This window comes from Roseomonas aerilata DSM 19363, from assembly GCF_000711725.1.
In the GTDB taxonomy this organism is placed as follows: domain Bacteria; phylum Pseudomonadota; class Alphaproteobacteria; order Acetobacterales; family Acetobacteraceae; genus Roseomonas; species Roseomonas aerilata.
Genome location: NZ_JONP01000002.1, coordinates 146320 through 165724 on the forward strand (window position 1 = coordinate 146320; position 19405 = coordinate 165724).

The 19405-nt window shown below is 70.5% G+C and carries 18 protein-coding genes; 8 read left to right on the plus strand and 10 right to left on the minus strand.

The window, feature by feature from the left end; translation table 11 throughout:
* Positions 1–7: 7 nt before the first annotated feature.
* From BO39_RS03545 to BO39_RS03565, 5 genes are all read right to left on the minus strand, one after another.
* The gene (locus BO39_RS03545; protein WP_043830113.1) at positions 8–553 is read right to left on the minus strand and encodes a cob(I)yrinic acid a,c-diamide adenosyltransferase; all 546 of its coding nucleotides are present in this window, start codon (positions 551–553) and stop codon (positions 8–10) included.
* Positions 554–611: 58 nt separating this feature from the next.
* Positions 612–1445: an energy transducer TonB gene (locus BO39_RS03550; protein WP_043830115.1), complete on the minus strand. Its 834-nt coding sequence runs from the start codon at positions 1443–1445 to the stop codon at positions 612–614.
* Positions 1446–1535: 90 nt separating this feature from the next.
* On the minus strand, positions 1536–2423 hold the full coding sequence (locus BO39_RS03555) for a cation diffusion facilitator family transporter (protein WP_043830117.1): 888 nt from the start codon (positions 2421–2423) through the stop codon (positions 1536–1538).
* 25 nt (positions 2424–2448) lie between these two features.
* The gene (metH, locus tag BO39_RS03560; RefSeq protein ID WP_043830375.1) at positions 2449–5949 is read right to left on the minus strand and encodes a methionine synthase; all 3501 of its coding nucleotides are present in this window, start codon (positions 5947–5949) and stop codon (positions 2449–2451) included.
* An 11-nt stretch (positions 5950–5960) separates the two neighbouring features.
* Positions 5961–6893: an ArsR/SmtB family transcription factor gene (locus BO39_RS03565; RefSeq protein ID WP_043830376.1), complete on the minus strand. Its 933-nt coding sequence runs from the start codon at positions 6891–6893 to the stop codon at positions 5961–5963.
* Between the two features lie 57 nt (positions 6894–6950).
* Here BO39_RS03565 and BO39_RS03570 point away from each other — a divergent pair, with 57 nt between their 5' ends.
* Entirely contained in the window at positions 6951–7325 is a 375-nt protein-coding gene (locus BO39_RS03570; protein ID WP_052401414.1) for a hypothetical protein, read from the plus strand.
* Positions 7326–7609: 284 nt separating this feature from the next.
* Here BO39_RS03570 and BO39_RS03575 read toward each other — a convergent pair whose 3' ends face one another.
* From BO39_RS03575 to BO39_RS03585, 3 genes are all read right to left on the minus strand, one after another.
* On the minus strand, positions 7610–8128 hold the full coding sequence (locus BO39_RS03575; protein WP_043830119.1) for a GNAT family N-acetyltransferase: 519 nt from the start codon (positions 8126–8128) through the stop codon (positions 7610–7612).
* A 224-nt stretch (positions 8129–8352) separates the two neighbouring features.
* Positions 8353–8793 carry a DUF3429 domain-containing protein gene (locus BO39_RS03580; RefSeq protein WP_043830121.1) on the minus strand — a complete coding sequence of 147 codons (441 nt, stop codon included), beginning with the start codon at positions 8791–8793 and terminating at the stop codon, positions 8353–8355.
* 99 nt (positions 8794–8892) lie between these two features.
* A complete protein-coding gene (locus BO39_RS03585) occupies positions 8893–9606 on the minus strand; it encodes a GNAT family N-acetyltransferase (protein WP_043830380.1) in 714 nt (237 codons plus the stop codon).
* An 87-nt stretch (positions 9607–9693) separates the two neighbouring features.
* Between BO39_RS03585 and BO39_RS03590 the strand changes: the two genes are divergently transcribed.
* From BO39_RS03590 to BO39_RS03620, 7 genes are all read left to right on the plus strand, one after another.
* The gene (locus BO39_RS03590; protein WP_478212672.1) at positions 9694–10497 is read left to right on the plus strand and encodes a ferredoxin--NADP reductase; all 804 of its coding nucleotides are present in this window, start codon (positions 9694–9696) and stop codon (positions 10495–10497) included.
* A 334-nt stretch (positions 10498–10831) separates the two neighbouring features.
* On the plus strand, positions 10832–12541 hold the full coding sequence (locus tag BO39_RS03595; RefSeq protein ID WP_043830123.1) for an MFS transporter: 1710 nt from the start codon (positions 10832–10834) through the stop codon (positions 12539–12541).
* A 148-nt stretch (positions 12542–12689) separates the two neighbouring features.
* Positions 12690–13508, plus strand: coding sequence for an enoyl-CoA hydratase (locus BO39_RS03600; protein ID WP_043830125.1), 819 nt, complete (start codon positions 12690–12692; stop codon positions 13506–13508).
* A complete protein-coding gene (locus BO39_RS03605) occupies positions 13508–15154 on the plus strand; it encodes an AMP-binding protein (protein ID WP_052401462.1) in 1647 nt (548 codons plus the stop codon). The genes BO39_RS03600 and BO39_RS03605 overlap by 1 nt, the downstream gene beginning before the upstream one ends.
* A 40-nt stretch (positions 15155–15194) precedes the next feature.
* On the plus strand, positions 15195–15731 hold the full coding sequence (locus tag BO39_RS03610; protein WP_043830127.1) for a GNAT family N-acetyltransferase: 537 nt from the start codon (positions 15195–15197) through the stop codon (positions 15729–15731).
* Positions 15728–16489, plus strand: a complete 762-nt coding sequence (locus tag BO39_RS03615; protein ID WP_043830129.1) for a hypothetical protein — start codon at positions 15728–15730, stop codon at positions 16487–16489. The genes BO39_RS03610 and BO39_RS03615 overlap by 4 nt, the downstream gene beginning before the upstream one ends.
* A gap of 53 nt (positions 16490–16542) precedes the next feature.
* A complete protein-coding gene (locus BO39_RS03620; RefSeq protein ID WP_052401415.1) occupies positions 16543–17604 on the plus strand; it encodes an ROK family protein in 1062 nt (353 codons plus the stop codon).
* On the opposite strand, the gene BO39_RS03625 is transcribed toward BO39_RS03620, so the two are convergent.
* Both BO39_RS03625 and prfB read right to left on the minus strand, forming a co-directional pair.
* Positions 17596–18186 (minus strand): DUF1643 domain-containing protein, encoded by a 591-nt coding sequence (locus BO39_RS03625; RefSeq protein ID WP_052401416.1) that lies wholly within the window; start codon positions 18184–18186, stop codon positions 17596–17598. The genes BO39_RS03620 and BO39_RS03625 overlap by 9 nt on opposite strands.
* Positions 18183–19313 carry a peptide chain release factor 2 gene (prfB, locus tag BO39_RS03630; protein ID WP_084697821.1) on the minus strand — a complete coding sequence of 377 codons (1131 nt, stop codon included), beginning with the start codon at positions 19311–19313 and terminating at the stop codon, positions 18183–18185. The genes BO39_RS03625 and prfB overlap by 4 nt, the downstream gene beginning before the upstream one ends.
* Positions 19314–19405: the final 92 nt, after the last annotated feature.

Here is a 19405-nt window from a genome sequence, read left to right on the forward strand (position 1 = left end):
GCGCGGCCTATCGCGTGGCGCCGGGTTCCCAGAGCACGTCCTGCCCCGTGTTCAGGCTGCGCGCGAGGACGAAGAGGTGGTCCGAGAGCCGGTTCAGGTAGCGCACGGCATCCCCGTTCACTGGTTCGGCCGCGGCCAGGGCCACCACTGCGCGCTCCGCCCGCCGGGCTAGGGCGCGGGCCATGTGCGCGTGGGCGGCGGCGGGCGTGCCGCCCGGCAGGACGAAGGAGCGAAGCGGCGGCAGGCCCTCGTTCATCGTCTGCAATTCCCGCTCCAGCCGCAGACATTGGGCCTCGGTCACGCGCAGCCCGCCCTCCGCGCCCGGCACGCTGAGATCGGCGCCGAGGTCGAAGAGGTCGTTCTGGATGCGCCCGAGCATCGCGTCCTCCTCCTGCGCCGTGTGCAGGCGGAGCATGCCGATGGCGGTATTCGCCTCGTCCACCGTCCCGAGCGCCTCGATGCGCGGCGCGTCCTTCGGGACCCTCTCGCCATTGCCCAGCGATGTCTCGCCGGTGTCGCCGCCGCGGGTGGTGATGACGTCGAGCTTGACCATGCCGTTTCCTTCTCGAGCCCGCCGCTGGCGGAAATTCAGACGCAGCACATGGGCCGGTTTATTCCAGGCGGAACACCACGGGGTAGTCCCGGCTGCCCCAGACCGGCATCCCATCCCGCAGCGAGGGCAGGAAGCGGCAGCGGCGGATGCCCATCCGAGCCGCCTCGTCCAGGGCGAAGGACCCGCTCGGCTCGACTACGCGGGCCTCCACCACACGGCCGTCGTCGGAGACGCGGAGGCGGAGCTTCACCCGGCCCGTGATCCCGCGGGCGCGCTCGGAGGCCGGGTAACCGATCACGTCCTGGCAGCCGGGCTGCGGCGCGCCGACCTCCCGGCTCTCCCCCGGAGACCCGGCCGTGCCCGCGCCGAGGCGGATGGCGCCGGCAGCCAGCGCTACCTCCCCCGCCCGAGCGGCAGGGGCAGGCGCCGTGGCCGTGGGAGCGGCCGGGGCCGTGCGCGGCGGGACCGGCGGCGCGGGCGGCGCCGGGGGAAGCGGCAGAGGCAGCGGGGCGGCCGGGACTGGGCGCAAGGCAAGGGCCTGCTGCGCCGGCGGCGCCGGGGCATCGGGGGCCACGGGCAGCGGCTCGGCGGCCGGCGTCGGCGGCATCGCGTCGGGCAGGGGCGCCTCGGGCACGGGGTCCTGCGGCGCCGCCTCCGGGGGCGGGGGCGGGGCCGCCTCGGCCGGCATGGCGGGCGCGAAGGCCTCGGGCGCGGCGCGGGGAGCGTCGGGTGAGAGGTCCGGCGCGCCCTCGGCGGCACCCACCGGCCCCTCCCAAACGAGCGGCGTGCCCTCCACGATCCGCGGTTCGGCAAGCGTCTCCGGCCCAAGATAAAGGAGTGCGGCAAGGGCAGCGGCGTGCAGGGCGGCCGCGAGCCACCAGGGCCAGGCCACCGCCCTTTCCCGCCGGGATCGCGGGCGCCAGGCGGGGGCGGCGCAGGGGGTCCAGGCGACCGCGCTCAAGGCCCGGCTCTCAGGGGCGGCTCACAGGACGACCACGCCGCTGTGCTTCGCCTTGCCCTCCGGCTCCACATGGATGGTGATGACGGCGCTGCCGAGCGACTCCTTCAGCGCGGCCTCGATCCGGTCGCAGATCACATGCGCCTCCGCCACCGGCATGGCGCCGGGAACGACGAGATGGAACTCGACGAAGGTGATGCGCCCGGCGCGACGGGTGCGGAGGTCATGCGCCTCGATCGCCCCCTCCGCCTGGGTCGAAACGAGGCTGCGTATATTCGCGAGCTCGTCAGTCCGCACCGCCTCGTCCATCAGCCCGCCCACGCTCTCACGCAGCAGCCGGGCGCCCGAAAACAGGATCATCACCGCCGTCGCGCCGGCCAGCACCGGGTCCAGCCAGAGAATACCGGTGGCCGCCACCAGCCCGACGCCGGCGATCACCCCGGCCGAGGTGACCACGTCCGACATCAGATAGTGTGAATCCGCGACAAGGGCCGGGGAACCGAGGCGCTTGCCCCTCCGCCGCAGGACGGTGGCCCAGGATCCGTTGATCACCGTCGCGACCGCCGAGAGCGCGAGGCCCACCAGCGGCTGGTCCGGGGCGCGCGGCCTGAACCAGGCCTGGTACACCTCCTGCAGGATCATGGAGGCAGCCACCAGGATCAGCGCCCCCTCCAGCACCGCCGAGAAGTACTCCACCTTGGCATGGCCATAAGGGTGGTTCTCATCCGCCGGCATGGCGGAATAGCGCACCGCCGCCAGCGCGGCGGAGGCGGCGGCGACATTCACCACCGTCTCCAGCATGTCCGCGAAAAGGGCCGTGCTGCCCGTCAGCCACCACGCCGCCCCCTTGAGGGCGAGCACGGAGAGGCCAACGCCCAGGCTGGTCCAGGCGGTGCGTTCGGTCGGGCTCATCGGGCCCGACATAGCCCGCCCGACCCTAGACCGAGAAGTACTTCGCCCGCGGGTGGTGCAGCACGATCGCGGAGGTGGATTGCTCGGGATGCAATTGCCATTCGTCGGAAATCGTGACCCCCACCCGTTCCGCCTTGAGCAGCCGGAGCAGGCTCTCCTGGTCCTCCAGCTTCGGGCAGGCCGGATAGCCGAAGGAGTAGCGCCCGCCCCGGTAACCCTGGGCAAGCATCTTCTCCATGTCCCGGGCATCCTCCCCGGCGAAGCCCCATTCTGCGCGGATGCGCTTGTGGACGTACTCCGCCATCCCCTCCGCCATCTCGACCGAGAGGCCGTGCAGGTAGAGGTAGTCCTGGTAGCGATTGTCCTCGAACCACTCGCGCGCCATGTCGCTCGCCTTCTGGCCGACGGTGACGACCTGAAGCCCGATCACGTCGCGCCCCCCCGGCCCGTCATCGATGTCGCGCACGAAATCGGCGATGCACTCGCCATCGGCCTTCGGCTGGCGCGGCAGGGTGAAGCGCGCGGCCTCGGTCACGCCGTCCTCCTCGAAGAGGACGAGATCGTTCCCCTGCCCCGCGCATTTCCAGTAGCCATAGATCGCCTGCGGCTTGAGGATATCGCCCTCCTCCGCGACCGCCAGCATCCGCCGCAGCACCGGCCGCAGCTCCTGCTTCGCCCAGCCGATAAAATCCTCGAGCGAGCGGCCCTGCTTCCGGAAGCCCCACTGGAATTGGTAGAGGCTGCGCTCGTTGATGAAGGGAACGATCGCCTTGGGCGGCGCCTCGATCACCTTCGCGCCCCAGAAGGGCGGCACCGGTACGGGCTCGCCCGCGGTCTCCCGGCGGCGGCGGGTCTGCGCGTAGCCGACCTCGACGGGGGCGAAGCCGCGCGCATCGGCCACGCCCAGCGTGCGGCGCTCGTTCCGCCCCTTGCCCACGCGCTTGGCCTGCAGCGCGGCCAAGTAGTCGTCGAAGCCGTTGCCCATGACGCGGTCCATCAGGTGCAGGCCGTCGAAGGCGTCCCGTGCATAGGCCACGCGCCCGCAGGCATAGGCCTTGACGCAGTCCTCCTCCACGTAGTTCCGCGTCAGCGCCGCGCCGCCGAGCATGACGGGGATATCAACGCCCTGGCGCGACATCTCCTCGAGGTTCTCGCGCATCACCACGGTGGACTTCACCAGCAGGCCGGACATGCCGATGGCGTGCGCCTTGTGCTCGCGCGCGGCGGTCACGATGTCGGCCAGCGGCACCTTGATGCCGAGGTTGACGACCTTGTAGCCGTTGTTCGTCAGGATGATGTCGACGAGGTTCTTGCCGATGTCGTGCACGTCGCCCTTCACCGTGCCGAGCACGATGGTGCCCTTCTCTTGGCCCTCCACCTTGACCATGTGCGGCTCAAGGTAGGCGACGGCGGCCTTCATCGTCTCCGCTGACTGCAGCACGAAGGGAAGCTGCATCTTGCCGGCGCCGAACAGCTCGCCCACCACCTTCATCCCGTCCAGCAAGATGTCATTGATGATCGTCAGCGGCTCGATGCCGCGGCCGAGCGCATCCGCCAGCTCGTCGTCCAGCCCCTTGCGGTCGCCGTCCACGATCCGGTCCTTCAGGCGCCCCTCGACCGTTTCTGCCTTCGCGCGCTTCGCCGAATCGGCGGCCTTCCGGCCCGAGAAAATCTCCAGCAGCTTCTGCAGCGGGTCGTAGCCCTCGGCGCGACGGTCGAAGATCAGGTCCTCGGCCACCCGCACCTCCTCCTCGGGGATGAGATGCAGCGGCTTGATCTTGGAGACGTGCACGATGGCCCCAGTCATACCCGCCCGCACGGCGTGGTCGAGGAACACGCTGTTCAGCACATGCCGCGCGGCCGGGTTCAGCCCGAAGGAGATGTTGGACAGTCCGAGGATGATCTGGATCTCCGGGAAGCGCTCCCGGATCATCCTGATCCCCTCCAGCGTCCAGAGCCCGAGCTTGCGGTCGTCCTCGTTGCCCGTGGCGATGGTGAAGGTCAGCGGGTCGATCATCAGGTCGGATTGCGGCAGCCCGTACCTGTTGCAGGCGAAGTCCACCAGCCGCTCGGCGATCCGCAGCTTGTCCTCGGCCGTCTTGGCCATGCCCACTTCGTCGATGGTCAGCGCGATCACGGCGGCGCCGAACTTCTTGGCCAGCACCAGCCGATCCCGCGCGTGCCCCTCGCCGTCCTCGAAGTTGATCGAGTTGATGATGGGCTTGCCGCCGTGCAGCTTCAGCGCCGCCTCGATCACCGGCGTCTCAGTCGAATCAATCACCAGCGGCGCGTTCACGCTGCTCGTGAAGCGCGTGATGACCTCGTTCATCTCGGCCACCTCGTCGCGCCCGACAAAGGCCGTGCAGATGTCGAGCGAGTTGGAGCCCTCTCCCACCTGCTCGCGCCCGATGGCGACGCAGCCGTCCCAGTCATGCGCCTCCTGCCGCTGGCGCCAGATCTTGGAGCCGTTGGCGTTGCAGCGCTCGCCGATGGAGAAATACGCGTTCTCCTGCCGCAGCGCGACGGCGCCGTAGAGGCTGGCGACCGAGGGTACCCAGACCGGCTTGCGCGCGACCGGCGCCGGCCGCGCCTTGGCCCCGCCCAGCCGCCGCAGCATCGCGTCCAGTGCCTGGATATGCGCGATGGATGTGCCGCAGCAGCCACCGATGAGGTTCAGCCCGTCCTCGGTGACAAAGCGCTCCATCCAGCTTGCCATCTCGGCCGCGCCCAACGGGTAATGGGTGTGGCCATCCACCAGCTCCGGCAGTCCCGCATTGGGCTGGACCGAGAGCAGCCCACGCCAGTTCTGCGAGAGCCACCGCACGTGCTCCGCCATCTCCTGCGGCCCCGTTGCGCAGTTGAGGCCGATGAGCGGCACGTCCAGCGAATCCACCACCGTCGCGGCCGCCGCGATGTCGGGCCCCACCAGCAGCGTGCCGGTCGTCTCCACCGTCACCTGCACGAAGATGGGGATATCGACGCCTGCCTCCGCAATGGCGGCCTTGGCGGCGTTCACGGCGGCCTTGATGAACAGCGTGTCCTGGTTCGTCTCGGTCAGGATGGCGTCACAGCCGCCGGCGATCAGTCCGCGGCACTGCTCCGTCAGCGCCGCCTCCAGCGCGTCATAGGTGATGTGGCCGAGGCTCGGCAGCCGCGTGCCGGGCCCGATATCGCCGATCACCCAGCGCGGCCGTCCGTCCGAGAACCCCTCCGCCGCCTCGCGCGCCAGTTCCACCGCGCGCTTGTTGATCTCGTGCGTGCGCCCCGTCAGGTCGAACTCGCCGAGCGTCACCGGGCTGCCGCCGAAGGTATTCGTCAGCACCATGTCCGCCCCAGCCTCGAAATACCCGCGGTGGATTTCGCGCACGAGATCGGGGCGGGAGAGGTTCAGCACCTCCGTGCAGTTCTCCTGCCCCCAGTAATCCTTCTCGATATCGAGGGTGAGCGCCTGCACGCGGCTGCCCATCGCGCCGTCGCAGAGAAGAACACGGTCGCGCAGCGCGTCGAGAAGGTGCGGTCGGGACATGCGGAGTTCTCTCAGGCGGGCTGCGCGGCGGTCGCGCGATGCGCCGACCACAGGCGGACGTTCAGGGGACCGGCGATTTCGACCGGCGAGGAGGCGGCGCAGCCGGCGGCACCGAGCCAGCCGGCGATCTGCGCGTCGTCGAAGCCGGGCCAGCGATGGGCCTGCCCCTCGATCAGCTCGGCCCGCGCGTGGGGCGCAAGGTCCAGCACCAGCAGCACCCCCTCGGGTGAGAGGACGCGGGCGGCCTCGGCCAGGGCGGCAGCGGGGTCCTCGGCGTAGTGAAGGACCATCTGCAAGGTCACGGCGTCGAAGGAGGCATCCGGGAAGGGCAGCCGGTACATGTCGGCCTGGCGGACGGCGCAGCGGGAGGCGAGCCCGCGCTCGGCCAGGCGGCCGCGGGCAAGGGCCAACATGTCGCGGCTGGCATCCACCCCCAGGGCCGTGCCGCAGCGATCGGCCACGAGTTCCAGCAGTTGCCCGGTGCCCGCGCCAATATCGAGCAGCCGCCCGATGCGGGGCGGCAGCGCGCCCAGCAGCGCCGCCTCGATGGCCGGGGCCGGCAGGCCCAGCGCCCGCATCTCGTCCCAGTCCGCGCCAGCGCTGCGGAAGGCCTCCGAGGCCGCGCGGGCACGCTCGGCCCCAAGGCGCGCGGCCACGCGACGGTCAGCGGCCAGAAGCGGATCATCCTCCGGCAGGCGGGCGAGAATGGCATGCGCCAACCCGGCGCGGGCGGAGAGGGAGAAATAGACATTCGGCCCCTCCGGCATCCGCTCCAGCAACCCCGCCTCCACCAGCAGCTTGAGGTGCCGGGACAGCCGCGGCTGGGACTGTCCGAGGGCCGCGCAGAGGTCGGTTACGCAGAGCGCACCGCGCGCGCAGAGCGCGAGGAGGCGAAGGCGCGTGGGCTCGGCGGCGGCACGAAGCTGGGCCAGGATGTCGTCCATGGGCTTGATCATGACATAACAATATCTTTATGTCTATTCGGAAGGAGCCCAGCACCCATGCCCGTCTTCGCCGATGGCCGCATCCCCGTCCTGCCCGTGCCCGACGAGCCGACGATGCGGGCTGCCCTGGCCTCGCGCCCCGGGGCCGCCATCCTCGCCGAGGCCCCGCCTCCGACGCTGCCGGAAGGCGCCGTCGCCATGGCCAGCTTCGACCTCTACCTCTCCTCCCACCCCCAGGCCTGCACCTGCTGCGGCGGGCGCTCGCCCCTCTCCCAGGCCCTGGACCGGCTCTTCCTGGCGCGGGTGAAGGGGCAGTCGCGGTGGTTCGACCGAGTGGTAGCACTGGTTCCCGGCGCGGACGCGCGCTCCGCCCTGGCCACCGCCCTGCGCGAGGATGCGGTGACCGCTAGCCGGTATCGCGCGGAGGTGTAGCGCCCTGGAGAGGGCTCTGCCCTCTCCAGACCTCTCCCGCCAAGGGCCTGAGGCCCTTGGATCTCCATCTGGCTGGCGCGGATGCAATGATTGGGGACGGCGCTTTCTCTGTGCCCCTCCTGCCCGTGTAGTCGCCTCGACCCGAGGCGCACCGGCCATTCAGTATTTCCAGATCGAAGAAGAAGATGATGGAGAGGGGTCCTGGGGGAGGAAGAATTCCTTCTTCCTCCCCCAGGAGTCACCCGCAAAGCCGACTCAGAACAAAGTCCTGAATGCGCCCGATTTCAGCCCGGAAGGGTGCGGTCCGCTTCGCCCAGGGCTTTCTGCATATAGACCACGTCCACCCAGCGCCCGAACTTCAGCCCGACCGCGCGCAGCAGCCCGGCCTGCTTGAAGCCGAGCGAGAGGTGCAGCCCGATCGAGCCGACATTCTCGGAATCACCAATCACCGCGATCATCTGGCGGAACCCCGCCGCTTCCGCCCGGACCAGGAGTTCGGCCACCAGTCCCTTGCCAACGCCCTGCCCCCGCACGTTGTCCCGCACGTAGATCGAGTTCTCCACCGTGTGCCGGTAGGCGGATCGCGCGTGGAAATTGGTGTAGTAGGCGTAGCCGAGGATGGCATCGTCCTCCTCCGCCACCAACCAGGCGTGGCCGGCAGCCTGGATGCGGGCCATGCGGGCCGCCACCTCCTCGGCGGCGGGCGGCGTCTCCTCGAAGGTGCCGGTGCCGTGCAGGACATGGTGGGCGTAGATCGCCGCGATGGCAGCGGCGTCGTCGGTCGTGGCGTCGCGGATGGGCATGGGGGTTGCCTAGAGCAGATCGGGCACGGCGGGAATCACCTCACCGCAAATCGGCGCCCTCGCCGGTTGCCGAAGGTGAGGACGGCCAGGTTCCGAAGGGGAATGCTCCTTACGTCGATGCCCTCCAGCCGCCAGGGGCGGTGGCCGACGGTCCATCCTGCGAAACGCGGCGTCCCTCCATGGTGAATGCGCACGATGGCGGCCCCTTCCCCGACTCGGGACGCTCAGGCGAGCGCCGCGCCGACCAGGAGGCAGGCACCCGCCCCGAGGCTGAGCGCCCAGCGCAACCGAAGATAGGCGGCGGGAACGAGCCCGCGCCGGGCAGCCAGACTTTCCACGGCCGCGGTGGCCAGCAGAAGAGCGGCCAGCCCGGCCAACCCCGCGGCCAAGGGGGCGAGCAGCGCGACCCAGGCAAGCAGCGCCGGGACGACGCCGAGCCCCAACCGCCCCCAGGCCGCACCCTCCTCGCCTGGCGTCGGGCGAAGGGCGAGGCCCCAGTGAACGGCGCCGAGGAAAGCGGCGATGGTTGCGCCATAGGCCAGCAGCGCGACGAGAAGAACAGGCCGCCACTCGGGCCAGAGGGCGGCGAGCAGAACGAGGCCGGCAAAAGGGATTAGCCCGGCGGGGCCGAGGACGCGGGCAGGGCTGGGCAGAGTGTCGTGCATGGGCGGCAGATCGTGCGGGGCGGGCGCGCGGCAAGCCCGGCTCCCCAGGCGATCCCGCCAGCGCTCGCTCTGCCAACGGCCCTGTCCGGGCGGACGGGCTCAGCCCGCCGCGGCGATCCAGGGCAGCGGTGCATGGGGCGCCCGCGCGAGGGAGGCACAGGGCCGCCCCGTCTCGTCCCAGTTCCCTTCCGCCAGCCAGGCTGCGATGGCCTCGCGTCGCGCCGGCCACTCGTCGGCCAGGATGGAGAACTGCGCCGTGTCCCGCAGCCGCCCCTTGATCACCTTGATGGCCCGCAGCGTGCCCTCGTAGCGGAAGCCGAGCCGGGCGGCCGCCGCGCGAGAGGGAGCGTTGAGCGCGTGGCACTTCCAGACGAGCCGGCGGTAGCCGAGGTCGTCCATGGCGTGGCGCATGAGAAGGAACATCGCCTCCGTCGCCGCCAGCGTGCGTTGCATCCGGGGGGAGAACCAGATGTGGCCGATCTCGATCGCCGAATCGGCGGGGGAGATCTCCATCAGGGTCAACCAGCCATCGGCGGTGCCGGTCAGCGCCGGGCGAACTGCCCAGGCCATGGGGTCGTGCTGGGCGGCGAAGGCGGCGACGTGGCGGCGCATGGCGCCCTCGTCCGCGAAGGGGCCGTAGCCGAGATAGGCCCAGCCATCCTCGGCCGCCGGGGATTGGGCAGCAGCCCAGAGCTCCTCCGCGTGCTCGGTGCGAAGCGGTTCGAGCACCACGCTCGCGCCCCGATGGGGAATGCGGGCGGGCAGCGGGCGCGGGGTGGGATCGACCTCGGGGCCGAGGGGCGGTGTGGGCATCCGGCGATGGTGCCGGGTGGCGCGGCGCGCCTCAAGGGAGCGGTGCCGCATTGCACAACCGGCGCCTCCACCCCATACGGTCCCGCCATGCCGACCGCCGATCCCACCCGCCCCGCCATGACCGCCTTCCTGACCGAGACGGTGCTGGAGGTCCGCCACTGGACCGACCGGCTCTTCTCCTTCCGCTGCACCCGCGACCCGGGCTTCCGCTTCGAGGCCGGGCAGTTCGCGATGATCGGGCTGATGGTGAACGGCAAGCCCCTGGTGCGGGCCTATTCCATGGCCTCTCCGCCCTGGGAGGAGACGCTCGAGTTCCTCTCGATCAAGGTGCAGGACGGACCGCTGACCTCCCGCCTGCAGAACATCGTCAAGGGCGACGAGGTGCTGATCGGCCGCAAGCCCGTGGGCACCCTGATCCTGGGCAACCTGCTGCCCGGGAAGAACCTCTGGTTCCTCTCCACCGGCACCGGCCTCGCGCCCTTCATGGGCCTGATCCGCGAACCCGAGTGCTACGACCGCTTCGAGAAGATCATCGTGACCCACACGGTGCGCCAGGTGGAGGAGCTGGCCTACCGCGAGTACATCACGAAGGAACTGCCCGGGAACGAGTTCCTCGGCGAGATGGTCAGCGAGAAGCTCGTCTACTACCCGAGCGTCACCCGGGAGGAATTCCCGAACCGCGGCCGCATCACCGAGCTGATGGACAGCGGCCACCTCTACACGGATCTCGGCCTCCCCCCGATGTCTCCCGAGAACGACCGGGTGATGCTCTGCGGCTCCCCGGAGATGCTGGTGGATGCCCGCGCCCGGCTGGAGGCCATGGGCATGAAGGAGGGCAGTCAGCACGAGCCCGGCCATTTCGTGATCGAGAAAGCCTTCGTCGAGAAGTAGCGCCGCGTCAGCCCAGGAGGCTGGTCCGACGGAACGGGAAAGGCAGTCCTGGCACCTTCGGAACGGTTGCTGACCGCATTTTTTGATGTGCGATGCAGCATTTTCATCACAGTCTTGTAGATGATTGCTGTTTCTCCAGCTTCGCCGCTGGCAGGCCCGTGATTCGGCGCGCTAGCGTGCCGGATGCGGGTCGGCGCGACGGCCCGCCCCTTCGCGCGTCCCGGACCTCAGTCCGGGCCCATTGATCCAGGGTCGGTCATCCGGCCGCGGTGCGGGAGGGAAGCAAAGTTCCGGGAGGTGTCGCAGCCCGGGGGGGAAGCAGGGTCCGAGAAAGATGAGCACAGCCTATTCAACCGCGGCGGCGGCGGACCGCCACCGACCGATGAGCCGGGAGGAGCGGAAGGTCATCCTCGGCTCCTCGCTCGGAACCGTCTTCGAGTGGTACGACTTCTACCTCTACGGGAGCCTCGCGGGCCTCATCGGCACGCATTTCTTCAGCCAGTACCCCGAGGGAACGCGCAACATCTTCGCGCTGCTGACCTTCGCGGCCGGCTTCCTCGTCCGCCCCTTCGGTGCGCTCGTCTTCGGCCGCATCGGCGACCTCGTCGGGCGCAAGTACACCTTCCTCGTCACCATTCTGATCATGGGCGCCTCGACCTTCATCGTCGGCCTGCTGCCGGGGTCGGACACCATCGGGATCCTCGCGCCCATCCTGCTCATCGTCCTGCGCTGCCTCCAGGGCCTGGCGCTCGGCGGCGAGTACGGCGGCGCCGCCACCTACGTGGCCGAGCACGCGCCTAACGGGCGCCGCGGCTTCTACACCTCCTTCATTCAGATCACCGCGACGGCCGGCCTCTTCCTGTCACTGCTCGTGATCCTCGGCGTCCGCACCTGGACGGGCGAGGCGGATTTCGCGGCCTGGGGCTGGCGCATTCCCTTCCTTCTCTCCGTCGTGCTGCTCGGCATCTCCGTCTGGATCCGCTCCACGCTGAACGAGAGCCCGGCCTTCCAGAAGATGAAGGAGGAGGGCACGCACTCCAAGGCGCCGCTGTCGGAGGCTTTCGGCCAGTGGAAGAACGCCAAGTGGGCGATCCTCGCGCTGCTCGGCCTCACCATGGGCCAGGCGGTGGTCTGGTACACCGGGCAGTTCTACGCGCTGTTCTTCCTCGGCTCGATCGCCAAGGTGGACGGCCCGACGACGAACCTGCTCATCGCCTGGTCTCTGCTGCTGGGATCGGGCTTCTTCGTCTTCTTCGGCTGGCTCTCGGACAAGATCGGCCGCAAGCCGATCATCCTCGGCGGCTGCCTCCTCGCGGCATTGACCTACTTCCCGCTGTTCAAGCTGCTGACGGCGGAGGCCAACCCGGCGCTGCACCAGGCGCAGCAGACCATCCCGGTGACGGTGCTGACCGATCCTTCGACCTGCTCCTTCCAGTTCAACCCGGTGGGCACCGCGCGCTTCACCCAGCCCTGCGACATCGCCAAGGCCGCGCTCGCCCGCGCCTCGGTGAAGTACAGTGTCGAGGCACTGCCGAATAACGGCGCGGCGGCCGGCACCGCGGTCCGCATCAAGGACGGCGCGCCGATCATCGCGACGGACCCGACCTTCCAGCAGCAGCTCACGGCCGCGCTCACGGCCGCGGGCTACCCGGCGGCGTCCAACCCGACGGTCGTGAAGATGTCGGGGCCCTTCGACATCTTCCGTGAGCAGCCGGCGGTGCTGATCGGCGTGCTGACGATCCTCGTGATCTACGTCACCATGGTCTACGGCCCGATCGCGGCAGCGCTGGTGGAGCTCTTCCCCACGCGCATCCGCTACACCTCCATGTCGCTGCCCTATCACATCGGCAACGGCTGGTTCGGCGGGCTGCTGCCGGCGACCTCGCTGGCCATGGTCGCGCAGACCGGCGACACCTATTACGGGCTCTGGTACCCCATCGTCATCGCGCTCGCGACCGTGGTGATCGGCGCCATCTTCATCCCGGAGACCAAGGACCGCGACATCTTCGAGGCCGAGGAATCGGGCACCAACGTCCGCGCCTGATCGGCTCCGGACGAACGGAAAAGGGCGTCGGGAGGGATCCCGGCGCCCTTCTTCTTTGCGCGCTCGCCACGCGGCTCTGGATGGGCCGCGCCCTGTCGGTGCATGATGGGCACGAGAGGCAGAACAACCTGCCCCGAAGGAAACGAGCTTGCCCGACAGCCTCGCCGAGGCGGGCCCTGCCCCGACGCTCCTGCGGGAGGATGCGGCGGGGGTGGCCACCCTCATCCTGAACCGCCCGCGCGCCCGGAACGGCCTCTCCGTCGCGCTGCTCGACGCCCTGGCGGCGTCGCTGCGCGACATCGCGGCGGACGAGGCCGTGCGCTGCGTCGTCATCGCGGCCGAGGGGCCGGTCTTCTGCGCCGGGCACGACCTGAAGGAGATCACGGCGCATTTCGCCGATCCCGATGGCGGCCGCGCCTTCTTCGCGGACTCGATGGCGCGCTGCGCGGGCGTGATGCAGGCCATCCCCGCCCTGCCGCAGCCGGTCATCGCCGCGGTGGAGGGGCTGGCAACGGCTGCGGGCTGCCAGCTCGCCGCCGCCTGCGACATGATCCTCGCCTCGGAAGCCGCGCGCTTCTGCACGCCGGGCGTCGATATCGGCCTCTTCTGCTCCACCCCCGCAGTGGCCCTCTCGCGCGCCGTGCCCGGCAAGGCCGCGATGGAGATGCTGCTGACGGGCGAGGCTATCGGCGCCGAGGAGGCGCGGCGCATCGGCCTCGTCAACCGCGTGGTGCCCGCAGGCGCATCGCGGGCGGAGGCGGCGGCGCTCGCCGCGCGCATCGCCGGCCGCTCGACGCTGGCGGTGCAGCTGGGCAAGCGAACTTTCTACCGTCAGGCCGGCCTGCCCCTCGCGGAAGCCTACGAGATCGCGGCGGCGGCCATGGTCACGAATCTTCTCGCGGAGGACGCGGCCGAGGGCATCGGCGCCCTTCTCGAGCGCAGGACCCCGCAATGGAGGCATCGCTGATGGACATGGAACCGACGCCCCTACCGGCCAAGGCGGCCTATGACGCGCTGCCCCAGGGTCCGGCCAACCACCGCGCCCTGACGCCGCTGCTGTTCGTGGAGCGCGCGGCGGCGGTCTTCCCCGACCGTGTCGCCGTCATCCACGGCGCGCAGCGCATGACCTGGCGCGAGCACCGGGACCGTTGCGTGCGGCTCGCCTCCGCCCTCGCTGCGCGCGGCATCGGGCGTGGCGACACGGTGGCGGCGATCCTGCCGAACATCCCCGCCATGATCGAGTGCCACAACGGCGTGCCGATGACGGGCGCGGTGCTGAACACGATCAACATCCGCCTCGACCCCGATACCATCGCCTATATCCTCGACCACGGGGAGGCGCGGGCCGTCATCGTGGACCGCGAGTTCGTGCCGGTGCTCTCCCGCGCGCTGGAGATCGCCACGACGAAGCCGCTGGTCATCGAGGTGGACGACCCTGAGGCGCGCTTCCCGCACAGCATAAGCGACGAGAGCTACGACGCCTTCGTCGCCTCGGGCGACCCCGCCTTCGCCTGGCAGCCGCCGGCCGACGAGTGGGACGCCATCGCGCTCAACTACACCTCCGGCACCACGGGACGGCCCAAGGGCGTGGTCTATCACCACCGCGGCGCCTATCTCGGGGCCATCGGCGACCTGCTCGCCTGCGGCATCGGCCCGGCGCCTGTCTATCTCTGGACGCTGCCGATGTTCCACTGCAACGGCTGGTCCTTCCCCTGGGCCATCGCCGCCGTCTCGGGCACGCATGTCTGCCTGCGCGCCGTGCGGGGCCCGGCGATGTGGGAGAAGATCACGGCGCATGGCGTGACCCATATGTGCGGCGCGCCGATCGTGCTGCAGACGCTGGTGAACGACTCCGCGCGCGTCGCGGGCACGGGCCTCGTCTTCGCTGTGGCCGGCGCCTCCCCGCCCGAGGCCGTGCTGGCCGCGGCCGACACCGCCGGCGTCACCGTGCGCCACATCTACGGCCTGACGGAGTGCTACGGCCCCTCCGTCGTCAACGAGTGGCATCCCGAGCACGACGCCCTGCCCGGCCCCGAGCGCGCGGCGCTGATGGCGCGCCAGGGCGTGCGCTACGTCACGCTCGAGGCCTTCGATGTGCTCGATGCCAACGACCGCCCCGTGCCGGCGGACGGCGTGACGATGGGCGAGGTGGTGATGCGCGGGAACACCGTGATGAAGGGCTACCTCAAGGACACGGCCGCGACGGAGAAGGCCTTCGCCGGCGGCTGGTTCCGCACGGGCGACCTCGGCGTGAAGCACAGGGACGGTTACGTCCAGCTGAAGGACCGCGCGAAGGACATCATCATCTCCGGCGGAGAGAACATCTCCTCCATCGAGGTCGAGGACGCGCTCTACAAGCACCCCGCCGTCGCGGTCGCCGCCGTCATCTCAGCCCCCGACGAGAAATGGGGCGAGGTGCCCTGGGCCTTCGTGGAGCTGAAGCCTGACGGCCTGGCAAGTGAGGCCGAGCTGATCGCCCATGCCCGCGGCCTGCTGGCGGGCTTCAAGGTGCCCAAGCGGATTCTCTTCCAGGAGGTGCCCAAGACCTCCACGGGCAAGCTCCAGAAGGTCCCGTTGCGCAAGGCGGTTCGGGAGGGAACGCTCGCGACCTGACCTGCTTGCGGCCCGTGGCGGCGCGCTGCATGACGGCTACATGACCGCGCCCGCCATCCGCGACAGCCGCCCCGAAGACGTCACCGCCATCGCCGCTATCTACGCCCACTGGGTTGAGAACGGCCGCGCCTCCTTCGAGCTCTCCCCGCCCTCGGAGGAGGAGATGGCGGCGCGGCGGGAGGCGATCCTCGCGGGCGGCTACCCCCACCTCGTCGCGACCGACGAGGCCGGGGCGGTGCTCGGCTACGCCTATGCCTCCGCCTACCGCCCCCGCCCGGCCTACCGCCACACGGTGGAGAACTCGGTCTATGTCGCGCCCGGCGCCACCCGGGGCAGCACCGGGCGTGCGCTGCTGGAAGCGCTGATCGCCCGCTGCGAGGCCGCGGATTTCCGCCTGATGGTCGCGGTGATCGGCGATTCCGCCAATGCGCCCTCCATCCGCCTGCACGAGGCGCTGGGCTTCCGCCACGCGGGCGTCATCCCCTCCATCGGCTGGAAGCACGAGATGTGGCTCGACACCGTGCTGATGACCCGCCCCCTCGGCCCAGGCGACACCACCCCGCCGACCCGCCCGTGACACCCGAGGCGGCCGACCGCGACACGCGGAACTCGGCCCTCACCCTCGCCCTCACCCTGCCAGGCGACACGGTGCTCTACCTCCTGCTGCCGCTGCACGCCGCCGTCTTCGGCGTGACCCTGCCGGAGGCCGGGCTGCTGCTCGCGGCCAACCGCCTCGTGCGCATCGCCGGCTGCGGCTGGGTCGCGCGCTTCTACGCCGATCGCGGCCCGCGCGCCGCCTGCATGCTGGCCGCCGGTGGCGCCGCGCTGGCCACCACCGGCTACGCGCTGCTCTCCGGCGTCACGGCCCTGCTGGCCGCCCGCCTCCTCTGGGGCCTCGCCTATGCCGCGATGAACATCGCCGTGCAGGCCCTGCCGACGGCGCTGCCGGACGGCGCGGAGCGGCGCAGCGGCTGGTCCCGCTCCATCGTGGCGGCCGGGCCAATGATCGGGCTGGCAGGCGGCGCGCTGCTGATGCTGGGAGGCGGCGGTGCGCTGCTCTGGCTCGGCGCCCTGTCCACCGTGCTGCTGCGCGCGGTGGTCCAGCCCCTGCCCGGCCCGATCGTGGCGGCGGAGAACCCGGGCGGCGCGCGCGTGCCGGCCCTCGCCCGGCAGGCCACCTGGCGGGACATCGGCGCCGGGGCCGGCCCGCTCCTCGCGGGCCTGCTCTTCCCGGTGCTGCCGGCGCTGGCGATCTATGGCGGGGCCGCCGCCCTGCTGACGGTCGCCAGCCTCGCGGTGAGGCGGCCCCGGTCTCGCGCGTCCGGGCAGGTTTGAACCTGACCGCGGCGCCAGCGTTCCTCCCCTGTACCGAGGGGAACCATCGAAGCATGCCGGACCATGCCATCGCGCCGCCCACCAGCGGTCACGCGTCGTCGCACCTGCCCCATGTGATCCTGGACGCCTACAACGCCGAGCTGCGCGACAAGGACGGCTTCATCGGCGACCGCGCCAGCAAGCGCGCCTTCCGCGCGATCCTCGACGACTGGCGCGAACGCCTGCACAAGCTCGGCGACGAGGACCCACTAGGTGAGACGGAGACGGAGGAGGTCTCCAACCGCCGGCTGGAGAAGCTCCTGAACGACGAGCGCCCCGAGGCCGCCGCGCTCATCCACGGGGTGATCGAGGAATTTGCTCAGGAACTCGCCAGCGTCACGCGCCGGTTCCTCCGTCACAAAGGCTGGAAGGACACCCAGCGCATCGTCGTCGGCGGCGGCATGAGCGGCAGCCGCATCGGCAAGCTCTCCATCGGCCGCGCCTCCCTCCTGCTGAAGGCCGAAGGGACGGGCGTGGAGCTCGTGCCGATCACCCACGAGCCGGACGAGGCCGCGCTGATCGGCGCCGCGCAGCTGGCGCCGAGCTGGATCTTCTCCGGCCATGACAGCCTGCTTGCCGTGGATATCGGTGGCACGAACATCCGTGCGGGCCTTGTGGACCTGAACCTGAGGAAGGCGCGCGACCTCTCGGCCGCCAAGGTCGTCGGATTGGAACTCTGGCGCCACCGCGACGACAACCCGACACGCGAGCAGGCGGTGGAGCGGATCGTCGCCATGCTGCGCGGGATGATCGATCTGGCCGAGAGCAAGCACCGCTCCCTCGCACCCTTCATCGGCATCGGCTGCCCCGGCATCATCCGCGAGGACGGCTCCATCGACCGCGGCGGCCAGAACCTCCCCGGCAACTGGGAGAGCAGCCGCTTCCACCTGCCGAGCGCCATCGCCGAGGCTATCCCGGAGATCGGCGGCCACCCCAGCGTCGTCATCATGCACAACGACGCCGTGCTGCAAGGACTGAGCGAGATCCCGAACACGAAGGACGTGGAGCGCTGGGGCGTGCTGACCATCGGCACGGGCCTCGGCAATGCCCGCTTCACCAACCGCCGCTCAGGCTGAGGGCGGCACCCAGGGCTGGGGCAAGGTGTCCCCGGCGATGTAGAGCGGGTGGCCGGGCTGGCCATCCGCCGTGACCTTCAGCGCCAGCGGCTTCGCGCCCACCCCCTCCAGAAGCGCGGCCAGTTGCAGCGCGCGGCCGCGCAGCCGCTTCGGCGGCAGGCCCCAGGCGACCACCACCCGATCCGCCCGCGCCGCCCATTCGGCGATGGCGGCGTCGTTCCCCGGCCCCACGGGGTCCTCGCATTCGAGCAGCATCGTGGGCTTCGTGGCGCGCAGCGCGAAAGCGTTCAACACGACCATGGCGCCGAAGCCCCATCGGCGCGTGAAGTCGCGCGCGCGGCGCACGGTGGGGTCGTCCACCGTCTCGTCAGCCGTGCTCGGGTTCATCATGATCCAGGCGCAGACGCCGGGGCTGCCGAAGGGCAACCCATCCCAGCGCCGCTCCAGCACCGTGCGGTAGCGGCCATCCGGCGAGAACTCGGCGCGGCTGACCACCTCTTCCCCGATCCGCAGCCGCACCTTGCCGCCGGGATCGTGCCGGTCCTGCGGCCGCGGGGCCGCGGGAAACAGGTCGTCCGTCACCGCGCGCTGGCGCTGGCCTCGGAGCGCGTCGCGCCGACGCGGCTGGCCAGGGCCGCGGCCATGAAATCGTCGAGGTCGCCGTCGAGCACCGCCGCCGGGTTGCCCTTCTCCACGCCCGTCCGCAGGTCCTTCACCATCTGGTAGGGCTGCAGCACGTAGGAGCGGATCTGGTGGCCCCAGCCGATATCGGTCTTGCCCGCCTCGGTCGCGGCGGAGACCGCCTCGCGCTTCTGCAATTCCAACTCGTAGAGACGCGCGCGCAGCATGTTCATCGCGATCACGCGGTTCTTGTGCTGGCTGCGGTCCTGCGTCGAGGCCGCCACGATCCCCGTCGGGATATGCGTGAAGCGCACGCCGGATTCAGTCTTGTTCACGTGCTGCCCGCCGGCGCCCGAGGCACGGAAGGTATCGGTGCGCAGGTCCGCCGGGTTGATGTCCACCTCGATCTTGTCGTCGATCACCGGGTAGACATAGACGGAGGCGAAGCTCGTCTGCCGCTTGTCGTTCCCGCCGAAGGGCGAGATCCGCACGAGGCGGTGCACGCCCATCTCGGTCTTCAACCAGCCATAGGCGCTGGGGCCGCTCACCTGGATCGTGGCCGACTTGATCCCGGCCTCGTCGCCCTCGCTCTGCTCGGTGATGGACACCTTGTAGCCATGCGCCTCGGCCCAGCGCGTGTACATGCGGAGCATCATCTCCGCCCAGTCCTGCGCATCCGTGCCGCCGGCGCCGGCATTCACCTCGACATAGGCGTCGTTGCTGTCCGCCTCGCCCGACAACAGGCTCTCGATCTCGCGGCGCTTGGCCTCGGCCGCCAGGGCGTGCAGGTCGGCAACGGCGGCATCGGCCATGGCGGCGTCCCCCTCCGCCTCGGCCATCTCGATCAGCTCCAGCGCGTCGTTGACGTCCCGCTCCATGCGGCGAACGCCGTCGATCTGGTCGGACAGCCGCGTGCGCTCGCGCATCATCTTCTGCGCCGCCGCCGCGTCGTTCCAGAGGGAGGGGTCCTCCGCCCGCGCGTTCAGCTCCTGCAGGCGGACGAGGGCGGCATCCCAGTTCAGGTGGCGGCGCAGCAGCGCCACGCTATCGGCGATCTGGGCCTTCAGGCCCTCGGCATCGGCGCGCATGGTTCAACGGGTCCAGTCGTGAGATCCGGTCGAATCGGGTGGCGCCGATCCGATCTCCTTGTATTGCGGGTGCTTCCCCAAATGGGGCGCCC